Here is a 12,486-nt window from a genome sequence, read left to right as displayed (position 1 = left end):
GCGCTTGCTCCCGCTCGGCGACACATCCGTCGTAATTCGGGGCGTGCGGTATGTGTGGGAGAAACGGACTATCCGGTTTTGGCGCAGCTTCGCAGCCCAGCGGGAGCAAGCTCTCTCGCCACATGGGGTGTTTTCCTACGAAGTTTTCAGACATCGAAATGGTGCGAACCTTTTGGGCGATAACCATTCGTCTGGTGCACCGCACCTTCGCCGCACACCTTCTTCCAATGCTGTAACTCCCCACGCAAAGGAAGAGCCACCATGCTGAACCATAAAATCGCGGCGTTTACCCTCGCGGCGTTGCTGTCCGGCAGTTCGCTGTACGCGATCGCGGCTGGCGAAACGCCGACTCCGACAGCGAACGACGGCAACAGCCAGACGCGTGAACCGGCGTCTCCAGCCACCAATGCCGACCCGGATGCCAATTCGCTGCCCAAGGGTGGTGATGGTGGCAAGACCGACAATGGGCCGGTGCCTTCTGCCTCCAAACCCAGCCCAGCGGGTCAACCGTCCGGTAGCAGCAGTGGTGGTAACGGCGGTGGTTAAGGGATATTGCGCACTAAGAAGCCCGGTTTTTTAAGCCGGGCTTTTCTTTGTCTGTCGCAAGCATGGATATCAGTCGTTTACTTGGTTTTCCAATGCCCGCCACCATTCTCACAATCAATCCGCGCCTGGGCCAAATGCTCCACGTCGTAGTAATACGTGGTCACTTGGGCTTTGTCGGGGATGTTCAATGCCTTGGCATTCTTGTCTTTGCTGGTGGAGTGCGGATTGGCCAGGGATTCCTGGGTTATGGTGGCGATGCACGTGGCCTGGTAGTGATCGGCACAGTGTTCGACCTTGGTTTTAGTGCTGCTGAGCATGTCTTTGCTTTCGTTGCTGCACGACCAGTCGATTGAGTTGACCGGCATGCCTTCGTATTCATAGCAACTGTGGGTTTCCACCGCAGGCACCGAGGCGCTGGAGGATTGGGTCTGGACGTTGCAGCCTTCGGCCATGACGCAGGTGGGGATGACGGCGAAGGTGGCGATCAGAAACAGGAAGCGAATGTTCATCGGGGTTTCCTCTCCAATGGCGCCGTGTCTGATCGGTGATTTGGCGCTGATACAGATTCGAGATTCTGTGGAGGAGGGAGGTTCCATCGGGTTTTTGATTTGCTCCCGTGGCGTACACTGCGAAACAATCGGAAACATTCAGCGCCCAAGGATTGGAACATCGCCATGATGGTTATCGGCAGCCGCAACAACGCTCCCACACCGCAACATAAAACCCACGACGTTTACATTTTCAGCCTCGACCTGTCCCGGCCGGCTACGCCTTTGTGTTTCGAGCAGTCAATAGGTGGCGGGCATGCCGAGCAGGGCGGTGCGCGGTGGTTGGCGCTGGATGAGCTGGACGCTTGGCCCGGTGAGTGGCGTGAGCATCTGAGAAAGGCGGATTGCGCCTGGGTCGCTGAGATAATCGATACCGATCCGCAAGCTGACCAAATCACCATCGTGTCGTTGATTCTTCAGCGTCATTCCGGACCAGCCAAACCAGTCGGACGGCTGAAGGCAATCGGCAACTGGCTCAAACGCAACATCCACGTCGGCGGCCGCTACGGCGTTTAACCCTCGGAGAATCCCATGACCCAGACCCTCGAACGTGCTATCGCCATCGCCGCCACGGCCCACGCCGGGCAGGTCGACAAGGGCGGTGCGCCGTACATTCTGCATCCGCTGAAAGTCATGTTACGCATGAGCACGCTGGAAGAACGCATCGTCGCCGTGCTGCACGATGTGGTTGAGGATTGCGGTGTCAGCCTCGATGACTTGCGCAAGGAAGGTTTCAGCGAAGAGGTGCTGACGGCGATTGAGTCGGTGAGCAAAGTGCCGGGCGAGTCCTACGAGGATTTCGTCGACCGCGCCGCACAGAACCCGATCGGTCGGGTGGTGAAGCTGGCGGATCTGGAAGAGAACAGCGACCTGTCGCGGATTGCCTCGCCGAGCTGGGAGGATCTGGAACGGGTCGAAAAATACCGCCGGGCAATGGGACGGTTGCGCGGTTAACAGGGGATTGCCCGCTCAGGTCATTTCCCGATCGATTTACTGCCATGCAAGGCACAGAGGGAGGAACCAAGGATGGAGTTTGCAATGATCGTTCAGCTACTGACGGTAATCGGAGTCGTCGCTGCTGCGACAAAGGTGATTCGCGAATTATCGTTTATGGGCAAAAGCCGGCTTGCGGAGGAGTACCGGGTCGCTAAAGAGGTGTTGAAGGATATTGAGCAGAATCCTGATTTACCTCTTTTGGTCAGGGAGCGCGGCTACCTGGCTATCGCGGGTACTTCGACGATCAATCCCGCCGATGTCGCGTATCTGATTTCCCTCGTTAATCCGGCCAGAAACCTCAGGGACTATGTGCTTTCCAGAAAGTACGTTGAGCTTGATGTCGAGCGCCACAGGATTGATTTCCGCCCGAAGTATAGAAAGCGTTTTTCCAGGATCTGGAGAAAAGCCTGGAGTTTCACCCTGTATATCGTGTGGTCCGCTATTGCGATGTCTCCACTCCTGTTGATCCAGCCAATGGGGCTTGAACCGAAATTCGCCTTTTGGATGGGGATCACCGTGCCGGTCGCGGGTTTCTTTGGTGTCAGCTCGTTGCTTGAATGCCTGAAGATTATCAAGGGCGAGAAGCTGGTTCAGTCACAGGAACAGCACACCCGCAGAATACTGGTTGCGCAAACACCGAAGAAACCATCGATCACGCGCCATGAAAGTACATCCTGACTCATTGGTTCAGACGACGTAAGTCACACTTTCAAGTCGATGGAGGATTGATGAAATCTATTCTGTGTTTGTTGATTGCGGCTGGTTTCGGCGCACTGTTGCAGTTCGAAGGCGTACCCCATGGCCTGCTGCTGGGTTCGATCGTCGTTACCGCATTGTTCGCCAGTAAAACCGGTATCGCCCCGGCAACCCCCTATGGACTGGGTTACATCCAGGTCACGCTGGGCATCGCCACCGGGCTCATGTTTGAAGCGTGGGACAGCGCGACGGCCTCGACGATGTTGCCGAGCCTCGGCGTGTTGCTTATCTGCCTGGCAGTGCAGATCGCATTGGCCGGATGGTGGCTGACACGCGGCGCGGGCTGGAATCGCACCGATGCGCTGTTGGCGGTTTATCCCGGTGCGCTGGCAGCAGTATTCGATTTACTCGAGTCGGAAAAGGCGTCGAGCAAGGTCATCATCGTGCACCTGATGCGCTTGCTGCTGATTACCGTGCTGGTGAGTTTCCTGATTCCCGGCCAAGCGGCCATCGCGGTTGCCGATGGTGACCCATTGACGACGGGCATGGCGCTGACCGCGTGTTCGGTGATTGCGCTGAGTGTACTGCTCGGACGCTTGCTGCTGGTGATCGGCGTGCCGGCGCCGTTCATGCTCACCGCGATCATCATCACGGCGGTGTTTGTGAAAGCGGGATGGCTGCACGGTTTTCATATGCCGGACTGGAGCCTGAATCTGGCGGCGCTGATTCTCGGCGTGCGGATCGGTTCACGTTTTCAGGGGCTGGGTGTCGCGGAGCTGGGGCGTCACGGCCGCACGGCGTTGGTCTCGGTCGGTTTGATGATCGTGGTTGCTGCAGTATTTGCTGAAGTCGCAGCACGCTGGTTGGGCAGTGATCCGCTGTCGCTGTGGCTGGCGTACATGCCAGGTGCGATTGAGACGATTGCGATTGTCGCGTTTGGTGGTGGGCTGAATGTGGTGTTTATCCTGACTCATCATTTGAGCCGGATGGTGTTGCTGCATTTTGCCCCGGCGTTGTTGGTGCAGGTGCGACGGGCGCGCGAGGAAACATGACTCGAGCTGATGCCAATGTGTTGCGGTGTGTCAGTTAGATCCATCCCCCTCACCCCAGCCCTCTCCCCCAGGGGGGCGAGGGGGAAGGGAGCCGATTGTGGGCTGTTCAAAACTTGAGTTCGGCTCGATATACCAGGTCGGTGTAGCTCGAAAAAAAACCAGCCCGCTCCCCCAGGTGGGCGAGGGGGGAAGGGAGCCGATTGTGGGCTGTTCAAAACTTTAGTTCGGCTCGATATACCAGGTCGGCGTAGCTCGAAAAAACAACTCGGTCAGTCCCCTCTCCCTATGGGAGAGGGTTAGGGTGAGGGGCTTTTGCTCTACGTGGTCGATGCGGCGCTAGCGGATGTGTGCGTCGAAGCCTTCGCTATCCGGCGCGATATCGCTCTTCAACGTCAAAGCAGGGATTTCATACTCCCCCGCATTCTGCTGCCGAAACCCGATCGGCCGCGCACTCCACAATTCATCCAGCCGCCGCCCCAATTCCTCGCAAGTCTCGGTATAGCGCGCAGCGTCCATCCGACTAGTCCGATACACCACAAACGGTGGCACCACTTCAAAACCGGGGTAGTACAAAATCCCGTGTTGAATCGGAAACAGCAGATCATCCATCGGCCCATTAATCCCACGCGGCGCATAGTGCGATTCCCAGCCGCCAGTGGTGACCATCAACATCGCCCGTTTGCCTTTCATTTTCCCTTCGCCATAACGCTCGCCCCAACGACTGTCGGAATGTTCGCCGACGCCATAGGCAAAACCGTAGGCGTATACCCGATCGACCCAACCTTTGAGAATGGCGGGCATGGTGAACCACCACAGCGGAAACTGCAGAATCAGCGCATCCGCCCACAACAGTTTTTCCTGCTCGCGAGCGATGTCGGCAGCCTGGGTGCCTTCGGCGTAAGCGATTTTCGAGTCGAGGGAGGCGTGGAACGGTTTAGTCGCATCGCGCTGCGGGGCATCGTCAGCGTCGAGGCTGGCTTTCCAGTTCATTGCATAGAGGTCGGAGACCTGCACGGTGTGGCCGGCGGCTTGCAGGCGCTGGACGCTGAAGTCGCGCAGCGAGCCGTTGAGGGAAGTCGGTTCTGGATGGGCGTAAACCAGTAGCACGTTCATGTTGAAGCTCCGTTAGCTGAGTGACTGCAGGATCGGCGTTCAACCGGTATATTGGAAATGAATGTCTGATATGTCTGGTATAGCCATGAATAATTTGAGACGGCTGGATATCAATCTGCTGCTGACCCTCGATGTGTTGCTGTCGGAGCACAACGTCACCCGCGCGGCGCAGCGCCTGAACCTGTCGCAGCCTTCGGTGAGTGTGCATCTGGCCAAGTTGCGCGACATCTTTGGTGATCCGCTGTTGTTGCCTGGACCGCGCGGCATGCGCCCGACGGCGCGCGCCGATGAATTGCGTGAACCGTTGCGCGAGGCATTGGAAGCGTTGGAGAGGGCGGTGGCGCCGGCCAGTGCGTTCGCCCCGGCGCTGGCGACGCACACCTGGAAAATCGCCGCGACGGATTACGGCGAGTCGACGGTGGTGTTGCCAGCGCTGGGCGGTTTGCGTGAACAGGCGCCGGGCACGCGGCTGGCGGTGATCGATCTGACGCCGGCGCATCTGGTCAAACAGGCCGAGCAGGGCGTGTTCGATCTGGCGCTGCACATCAGCGAAGACGCGCCGCCGGAGTTGCATCGACGTCCGCTGTTCACCGAGCGTTATGTGCTGGCCGGTAGAGTCGGGCATCCAGGTTTGATGCAGGCGCCGAGCCGCGAACAGTTCTGCGCGCTGGAGCACGTGATGGTGTCGCGCGAGGGCGGGGGCTTTTTCGGGGTGACCGACCGGGCGTTGGCCGATGTCGGGCTGATGAGAAAAGTGGTGTTGTCGGTGCCGCACTTTCTGATGGCGATGTCGGTGTTGGCGAGCACCGATCTGGTGGCGATGCTGCCGTCACGCCTGGTGCGTGGCAACCCGGCGTTGCAAGTGGTCGAGGTGCCGTTGGAGGTGCCGGGCTACGAGATGGCGATGTTCTGGGGTGAACGTTCGCACCGCGATCCGGCGCATAAATGGCTGCGTGAGCATTTGTTGGCGTCGGTATGAGGCACTGTCAGGCGTGGCCGAGGGCAATCGCAAACGACACGACGATCATGCACGCAAACGCAAAATTGAGATTCATGAGGTGTTCATCCTGAGCCTTTTAGAGTGGGGTCATTCTGAACAGGTTGAAAGCAAAGAAAAAATTCGCCTTGTTGATTGCAAAGATCGAAACAATCGATACCTGCCGATTTGTGTTTGCGCGAGGCTTTGGTTAGTCTCGCCAAACCTGCAATTACAAGCACAAACAGGCATAACCATGCACGATCATTCTGCGGCTGAACTGCCGTCCCTGCGTCGACAAAAAATTCTTTTGCTCCTCGAACGCGACGGCAAGGTCATGGCCTCCGAGTTGAGCCAGCACTTCGCGGTGTCCGAGGACACCATCCGCCGCGACCTCGCCGAACTGGACAACGCCGGGCTGGTGCAACGCGTGCACGGCGGGGCGCTGCCGCGTCCGAAGGATTCCGGAAAGGATTACTTCACGCGGCTGGACGAGACGGATGAGGTCAAGATCCGTTTGGCGCAAAGGGCGGCGCAGGAGATTGAAGACGGGCAGATTGTGCTGTTCGATTCCGGCTCGACCACGCTACAAGTGGCGCGCTCGTTGCGTGCAGATATCAGCATCACGGCGGTGACGGCTTCGCCGATGACGGCGATTGCCTTGTCTGAATTCAAGGCTGTGAAAGTGATTCTCGCCGGCGGCCAGTTGAACCCGCGAACGATGGCGGCGGGTGGGCATGAGGCGCTACGACTGCTGGCTGGGATCAGGGCGGATCTGGCGATTACCGGGGTCTGTGCGATTCACCCGGAAGTGGGGATCACCTCGCTGCATTTCGATGAAGTGCCGGTGAAGCAGGCGATGCTCGATGGCGCCGCGCGGGTGATTGCGGTGACCACGGCGGATAAGTTGGGGGCGGTGGAGCCGTTTGTGGTGGCGCCGTGTTCGCGCCTGCATACGCTGATTACCGAGCGGCATGTGGCGTCGGGGAGTGTCGAGGATTACCGGCGGTTGGGGATTGTGGTCGAGCAGTTGCCGGATTGAGGTTTTGTGGTGGGCCTGATGGCCTCATCGCGAGCAGGCTCGCTCCCACAATGGATCTTCAGTGAATCGATGACCCTGTAGGAACTGCCGAAGGCTGCGATCTTTTGATTTTGATTTTTAAAAACAAGATCAAAAGATCGCAGCCTTCGGCAGCTCCTACAACTGGAGGGTGTGTCAGCGAAGGCGCTCAAGCATCTGGTAATACCACATCCCGGCAGCCAACAACGGGTTACCGAGCAAATCCCCCATCGGCACGCGTATGTGCTGGCACTGGGCAAACGTATCGAACTGCTCCATCTGCCCGGTGATCGCCCGGCTCATGATTTCGCCCATGATGTGCGTCGTCGCGATGCCGTGCCCCGAGTAGCCCTGGCAATACCAGACGTTGTCCGAGAGCTTGCCCAGTTGCGGGATGCGGTTGATCACGATGCCCATCGCGCAGCTCCACTGGTAGTCGATCTGCACGCCTTTGAGCGCCGGGAAGGTTTGCTCGATACACGGGCGCAGTTCGGCGGCGATGTCCCGTGAATCCTTGCCGCTGTAATTGGCGCCGCCACCAAACAACAGGCGGCCATCGGCAGTGAGTCGGTAGTAGTCGAGGACGAAGCGGCAGTCGTACACCGCCAGATCTTCCGGGTTGATCTGCTTGGCCAGATCGCCGAGCGGCGCGGTGGTGACGATGCCGCCCATGGCCGGGAAAATCTTGCCTTTGAGCTGACCGGGTTCGAGCTTGTGATAGACGTCGCCGGCGAGCATCACTTGCTTGGCGTCGATCTGGCCGTGAGCCGTGCGAACGCTTGGCGTAGCGCCGTGAATGATCTCCAGCACTTCGCTGTTTTCGAAGATCAGCGCCCCCAGACCTTCCGCCGCCCGCGCTTCGCCGATGCACAGGTTGAGCGGGTGTAGATGCATGTTGCGCGTATTCTTGATTGCGCCGTGGTAGAGGTCGCTTTGCAGCAGGTCACGCACTTGGCTGCGGTCGAGCAGGCTGACTTCATCACCTAATCCGCGCCGTACGGCTTCTTCATAATCCTTGCGCAAGTCAGTCATGTGACTGGGCTTGTACGCCGCGTGTAAATGGCCGTGTTTGAGATCGCATTGAATGCCGTATTTCTCGACGCGTTGCTGGATGATTTCATGCCCGCGCCAGCGCAGGTGCCAGATGAAATCATCGACCTCGTCGCCGAGTTTCGAACGCATCTGTTTGCGCATCGCACCGTCACCGGAAAGGCTGCCGGTGACTTGGCCGCCATTGCGCCCGGTGGCGCCCCAGCCGATCTTGTGGCTTTCGACGATAGCGACTTTCAGGCCTTTTTCGGCGAGTTCGACAGCGGTGGCGACGCCGGTAAAGCCGCCGCCGATGATCACCACGTCGACCTTGTGCCGGCCTTGCAGGGTCGGGTAGTCGGTTTCCTGGTTGAGGGTGGCGGTGTAGTAGGAATTGCAGCGTTCGGTCATGTCAGTGTCCACACAAAATTCGGGAGTCGGAGTGCAATCCCCTGTGGGAGCGAGCCTGCTCGCGAAAGCGGCGTGTCAGTCACCCAACATGTTGAATGTGACGACGCCTTCGCGAGCAGGCTCGCTCCCACAGGTTCGGTGTCGGATCGTTAAGCTTCGGTGAGATACCAGCGCCAATCCTGCTCACCCACCTCGGCCATGAACTGCCGGTACTCGGCACGCTTCACCGCCAGATACACCCCGAGAAACTCCTGCCCCAAGGCGTCCCGCGCCCACACCGAATTCTCCAGCGCCTGCAGCGAGGTCAGCCAATCCGTCGGCAGCAACTCCTTCGCCTGCGCATAACCATTGCCTTCAACCGGCGCACCCGGATCAAGGTCTTCACGAATGCCACGATGAATCCCGGCAAGGATCGCCGCCGCGGCCAGATACGGGTTGGCATCGGCGCCGCAGATGCGGTGTTCGATGTGCCGGGTGTTGGCCGGGCCGCCCGGTACGCGCAGGCTGACGGTGCGGTTGTCGACACCCCAGGTCGGCGCCAACGGTGCGTAGCTGTTGGCCTGGAAGCGCCGGTACGAGTTGGCGTTCGGGCAGAACAGCAGCAGCGAATCGAGCAAGGACGCGAGCATGCCGCCAATCGCCGTGCGCAACAGCGGCGTGCCGGCCGGGTCTTCGGAGGCGAACAGATTGTGCCCCGCGCCATCGGCCAGACTCACGTGCATGTGCATGCCGGTGCCGGCCAGATCATCGAACGGCTTGGCCATGAAGGTCGCCTGCATGCCGTGCTTGTGGGCGATGGCTTTGACCAGACGCTTGTAGCGCACGGCCTGGTCCATCGCCTCCAGCGCGTCACCGTGTTCAAGGGTGATTTCCACCTGACCCGGCGCGTACTCGGAGATCGCCGTGCGCGCCGGAATGCCGTGCAGTTTGCAGGCGCTGTAGAGGTCGGCGAGAAACGGTTCGATCTGTTCCAGCTCACGCAAACCGTAAACCTGAGTGTGTCGCGGTCGACCACCGTCAGCGTCCAGCGCCGGTTGCGGGCGGCCGTTGTGATCGCGTTTGGCGTCGAGCAGATAGAACTCCAGTTCACACGCCATCACCGGGTAATAACCCTCGGCTTTGAGGCCGTCGATGACCTTGATCAGCAAGTGCCGAGGGTCGGCGATGCTCGCTGGCATGCCCTCGGTCGGGTGCATGCTGACCTGCACGGCGGCGGTCGGAATCTGCCGCCATGGCAGGCGCACCAGACTGCCCTCAAGGGGATAGGCGCGGCAGTCGATATCGCCGACGTCCCAGACCAGACCGGAGTTCTCGACGTCTTCACCCTGCACGGTCAGACCGAGGATGGTGCTGGGTAGCGGCCGACCGCTTTGGTACACGGCAAGCAGTTCTTCGCGGTGCAACAGCTTGCCGCGTGGCACGCCGTTGGCGTCGAGGATGAACAACTCGATCATGTCGATATCGGGGTTCTGTTCAAGGAACAGGCTTGCGTCTTCAAGGGCTGCGAATTTCATAACGATCACTCACGATGGCGCCGCACGGGCGCGCAGATTCGGGCCGGACACGACGCGGCAATAGGCGTGGCTGTCCTGGCAGGGATATCAAGAAGTAGGGGGCTGTCGCGGTTCTTTAACGGACGCGATCAGACAGACCGGGCGATATCCGGCGGGCGTGCGGAGTGACGCAGCTTGGAACGGCGCAGGGCCATGGGGAGATTGACGATACGATTCATACGCCGCCCCTGTGAGAGAGGGCGCGCAGGGTAGAGACGTTCAACGATTCTGCTTGTTGTAGTGACGTACTCATAACGCGTGTTTCCGTTGGCGGAAAACGTCGGTGGCGGGCTGAGCCGCCGACCGGTGTGCCCGGATAGTAAGGGGGAATTCCCGGGCGTGTAAACGGGAGATTCGCAGGCCACGCTTCAGCGCATCAGGTGAAAGCCCAGCCCGGCGAGGGCGCAAACGATCAACACACTGATCACGCCGCGTTTGAAAACGAACAAAGCCAATGCTGCCGCAACCGCCAGCATCAGCGAAAACACATCCAGCGCCCCGGTAAAACCGTTCGGCCAGAACACGTGATAAGCGAAGAAACACGCCAGATTGACAATCACCCCGACCACGGCGGCAGTGATCGCCGTCAGCGGTGCGGTGAACTTCAGTTCGTTGTGCGTCGATTCCACCAACGGCCCGCCGGCGAGGATGAACAGAAACGAGGGCAGGAAGGTGAACCAGGTCACCAGCGTTGCCGCCAGCGCCCCGGCGGCAAAGGCATGTTCGGGGCCGAACGCCGGTTGCACGTAGGCACCGACGAAACCGACAAACGCCACCACCATGATCAGCGGGCCCGGCGTGGTTTCGCCGAGGGCGAGGCCGTCGATCATCTGCGTTGCCGTCAACCAGCCGTAATGCCCGACGGCGCCCTGATAGACGTAAGGCAGCACCGCGTAAGCGCCGCCAAAGGTAAGCAGCGCGGCTTTGGTGAAGAACCAGGCCATTTGCGTGAACGTGCCGTCCCAGCCGAACAGCACCGTCAGTAACGCCATCGGTAAACACCAGAGCACTGCGCCGATCAACCCCAGACGCAGCAACTTCGGCAGACTGAAACGGGCGTGTTCGGGCGCCGGCGTATCGTCGTCGATCAACGCCGCGCCGAAGGATTTCTCGCTGTTACGCGCACCTGCGTTGCTGAACCGCTGCGGCGCGAATCGTCCGCCCAGATAGCCGATCAACGCAGCCCCGAGGACGATCAAGGGGAAGGGCACATTGAAGGCGAAAATCGCCACGAACGACGCCCCGGCAATCGCCCACAGCCAGGCATTCTTCAATGCACGCGAGCCGATGCGATGCGCGGCGTGCAGCACTATCGCGGTGATTGCCGGTTTGATCCCGTAAAACACCCCGGCCACCGCTGGCACATCCCCGAAAGCGACGTACAGCCAGGACAAGGCGATCAGAATGAACAACGACGGCAACACAAACAGCACACCAGCGATGACTCCGCCCCAGGTGCGATGCAGCAGCCAGCCGATGTACGTCGCCAATTGCTGAGCCTCGGGGCCGGGCAGCAACATGCAGTAGTTGAGCGCGTGCAGGAAACGCTTTTCAGAGATCCAGCGCCGGCGCTCGACCAGCTCCTGATGCATGATCGCGATCTGCCCGGCCGGCCCGCCGAAACCGATGCAGCCGAGTTTCAGCCAGAAACGCCAGGCCTGGCGCAGGGTGACGGGATCGGGGCGGGGCAGGTTGTTCGGCGCTGTGCTCAAGCGAGACTCCGGAGTTGAATCCTGGCGGAGTGGCTATCTAACCAGACTTTCAACCCTCACCCCAGCCCTCTCCCAGAGGGAGAGGGAGCCGACCGAGGTGTCTGGCGTTTTACATCGACCTGAAAGATCGAGTCGATTATGGATTTGATGGTCACCCGAAGGGGCCGATCGAGGTGTCTGGCGTTCTCCATGACCGGAAAGATCCCATCGATTATGGATTCACCACAACTCCTTCACGTCGGCGTACTTCTGCAATATCCCCCAATCAGTCCCCTCTCCCTCGGGGCGGTCCGACGTTTCGGGAGGGCTAGGGTGAGGGGCTTTTGCTCTTCAGGCATGCGCCAGACTCCAGCGCAACGCCGCATCCCGATCGCTCTCACGGCCCTCGACCCAGTGCGAACCCTCAGGCGTAGTCTCGCGCTTCCAGAACGGCGCGCGGGTCTTGAGCACGTCCATGATGAACGCGCAGGCCTCGAACGCCATATGCCGATGCTTGCTGCTGACCCCGACAAACACGATCGGCTCACTCACCGACAACGCACCGACCCGATGCACAATCTCCACCCCCAACAGCGGCCAGCGCTCGCGGGCCTCTTCGGCGATCTGCTCGAGGGCTTTTTCGGTCATGCCCGGATAGTGCTCAAGAAACAGTTCATGCACACTCTGGCCAATATTCAGATCACGCACATAACCAATGAAATTCACCACCGCGCCCACCCGTGGATTGCGCGCGTGCAGATCAGCCGTCAACTGGCCGACGTCGAAGCTCTTGTGCTGGACTCGAATAGCCATCG

General features: G+C 59.8%; 13 protein-coding genes. 7 read left to right on the top strand and 6 right to left on the bottom strand.

Annotated features, from left to right (window positions below):
• Nucleotides 1–261 precede the first annotated feature (261 nt).
• Nucleotides 262–546: a hypothetical protein gene (locus CCX46_RS18320; RefSeq protein ID WP_127928684.1), complete on the top strand. Its 285-nt coding sequence runs from the start codon at nt 262–264 to the stop codon at nt 544–546.
• A gap of 77 nt (nt 547–623) precedes the next feature.
• Here the strand turns inward: CCX46_RS18320 and CCX46_RS18315 are convergent, their stop codons facing one another.
• Nucleotides 624–1,055 carry a hypothetical protein gene (locus CCX46_RS18315; protein ID WP_127928682.1) on the bottom strand — a complete coding sequence of 144 codons (432 nt, stop codon included), beginning with the start codon at nt 1,053–1,055 and terminating at the stop codon, nt 624–626.
• A gap of 165 nt (nt 1,056–1,220) precedes the next feature.
• Between CCX46_RS18315 and CCX46_RS18310 the strand changes: the two genes are divergently transcribed.
• The 4 genes from CCX46_RS18310 (at nt 1,221) to CCX46_RS18295 (ending at nt 3,838) form a co-directional block, all read left to right on the top strand.
• Complete coding sequence (locus CCX46_RS18310; RefSeq protein WP_127928680.1) at nt 1,221–1,610, top strand: hypothetical protein; 390 nt, start codon at nt 1,221–1,223, stop codon at nt 1,608–1,610.
• A gap of 15 nt (nt 1,611–1,625) precedes the next feature.
• Nucleotides 1,626–2,048 (top strand): HD domain-containing protein, encoded by a 423-nt coding sequence (locus CCX46_RS18305; RefSeq protein ID WP_127928678.1) that lies wholly within the window; start codon nt 1,626–1,628, stop codon nt 2,046–2,048.
• 84 nt (nt 2,049–2,132) lie between these two features.
• Entirely contained in the window at nt 2,133–2,768 is a 636-nt protein-coding gene (locus CCX46_RS18300; protein WP_127928676.1) for a hypothetical protein, read from the top strand.
• 50 nt (nt 2,769–2,818) lie between these two features.
• Entirely contained in the window at nt 2,819–3,838 is a 1,020-nt protein-coding gene (locus CCX46_RS18295) for an AbrB family transcriptional regulator (RefSeq protein ID WP_127928674.1), read from the top strand.
• Between the two features lie 336 nt (nt 3,839–4,174).
• Here CCX46_RS18295 and CCX46_RS18290 read toward each other — a convergent pair whose 3' ends face one another.
• Nucleotides 4,175–4,951 carry an NAD(P)H-dependent oxidoreductase gene (locus CCX46_RS18290; protein WP_127928672.1) on the bottom strand — a complete coding sequence of 259 codons (777 nt, stop codon included), beginning with the start codon at nt 4,949–4,951 and terminating at the stop codon, nt 4,175–4,177.
• 85 nt (nt 4,952–5,036) lie between these two features.
• Here CCX46_RS18290 and CCX46_RS18285 point away from each other — a divergent pair, with 85 nt between their 5' ends.
• Together CCX46_RS18285 and CCX46_RS18280 are read left to right on the top strand one after the other, a co-directional pair.
• Complete coding sequence (locus CCX46_RS18285; RefSeq protein ID WP_238704349.1) at nt 5,037–5,930, top strand: LysR family transcriptional regulator; 894 nt, start codon at nt 5,037–5,039, stop codon at nt 5,928–5,930.
• A gap of 253 nt (nt 5,931–6,183) precedes the next feature.
• Complete coding sequence (locus CCX46_RS18280; protein ID WP_095113584.1) at nt 6,184–6,969, top strand: DeoR/GlpR family DNA-binding transcription regulator; 786 nt, start codon at nt 6,184–6,186, stop codon at nt 6,967–6,969.
• Between the two features lie 174 nt (nt 6,970–7,143).
• Here the strand turns inward: CCX46_RS18280 and CCX46_RS18270 are convergent, their stop codons facing one another.
• The 4 genes from CCX46_RS18270 to moaE all read right to left on the bottom strand — a co-directional run bounded on the left by CCX46_RS18270 (nt 7,144) and on the right by moaE (nt 12,484).
• Entirely contained in the window at nt 7,144–8,427 is a 1,284-nt protein-coding gene (locus CCX46_RS18270) for an NAD(P)/FAD-dependent oxidoreductase (protein ID WP_127928668.1), read from the bottom strand.
• Between the two features lie 149 nt (nt 8,428–8,576).
• Nucleotides 8,577–9,941, bottom strand: coding sequence for a glutamine synthetase family protein (locus tag CCX46_RS18260; RefSeq protein WP_127928666.1), 1,365 nt, complete (start codon nt 9,939–9,941; stop codon nt 8,577–8,579).
• 407 nt (nt 9,942–10,348) lie between these two features.
• Entirely contained in the window at nt 10,349–11,692 is a 1,344-nt protein-coding gene (gene chrA / locus CCX46_RS18255) for a chromate efflux transporter (RefSeq protein WP_127928664.1), read from the bottom strand.
• Between the two features lie 330 nt (nt 11,693–12,022).
• On the bottom strand, nt 12,023–12,484 hold the full coding sequence (gene moaE, locus CCX46_RS18250; protein ID WP_127928662.1) for a molybdopterin synthase catalytic subunit MoaE: 462 nt from the start codon (nt 12,482–12,484) through the stop codon (nt 12,023–12,025).
• Between the last annotated feature and the right edge of the window lie 2 nt (nt 12,485–12,486).

The sequence above is a fragment of the Pseudomonas sp. RU47 genome, from assembly GCF_004011755.1.
In the GTDB taxonomy this organism is placed as follows: Bacteria; Pseudomonadota; Gammaproteobacteria; order Pseudomonadales; family Pseudomonadaceae; genus Aquipseudomonas.
This window is presented reverse-complemented; position numbering and strand designations above follow the sequence as displayed.

Excerpts from the sequence above, each read along its gene's own strand:
- CCX46_RS18320 (WP_127928684.1), top strand. The coding sequence starts at position 262 with ATGCTGAACCATAAAATCGCGGCGTTTACCCTCGCGGCGTTGCTGTCC.
- CCX46_RS18315 (WP_127928682.1), bottom strand. The coding sequence starts at position 1,055 with ATGAACATTCGCTTCCTGTTTCTGATCGCCACCTTCGCCGTCATCCCC.
- CCX46_RS18310 (WP_127928680.1), top strand. The coding sequence starts at position 1,221 with ATGATGGTTATCGGCAGCCGCAACAACGCTCCCACACCGCAACATAAA.
- CCX46_RS18305 (WP_127928678.1), top strand. The coding sequence starts at position 1,626 with ATGACCCAGACCCTCGAACGTGCTATCGCCATCGCCGCCACGGCCCAC.
- CCX46_RS18300 (WP_127928676.1), top strand. The coding sequence starts at position 2,133 with ATGATCGTTCAGCTACTGACGGTAATCGGAGTCGTCGCTGCTGCGACA.
- CCX46_RS18295 (WP_127928674.1), top strand. The coding sequence starts at position 2,819 with ATGAAATCTATTCTGTGTTTGTTGATTGCGGCTGGTTTCGGCGCACTG.
- CCX46_RS18290 (WP_127928672.1), bottom strand. The coding sequence starts at position 4,951 with ATGAACGTGCTACTGGTTTACGCCCATCCAGAACCGACTTCCCTCAAC.
- CCX46_RS18285 (WP_238704349.1), top strand. The coding sequence starts at position 5,037 with ATGAATAATTTGAGACGGCTGGATATCAATCTGCTGCTGACCCTCGAT.
- CCX46_RS18280 (WP_095113584.1), top strand. The coding sequence starts at position 6,184 with ATGCACGATCATTCTGCGGCTGAACTGCCGTCCCTGCGTCGACAAAAA.
- CCX46_RS18270 (WP_127928668.1), bottom strand. The coding sequence starts at position 8,427 with ATGACCGAACGCTGCAATTCCTACTACACCGCCACCCTCAACCAGGAA.
- CCX46_RS18260 (WP_127928666.1), bottom strand. The coding sequence starts at position 9,941 with ATGAAATTCGCAGCCCTTGAAGACGCAAGCCTGTTCCTTGAACAGAAC.
- moaE (WP_127928662.1), bottom strand. The coding sequence starts at position 12,484 with ATGGCTATTCGAGTCCAGCACAAGAGCTTCGACGTCGGCCAGTTGACG.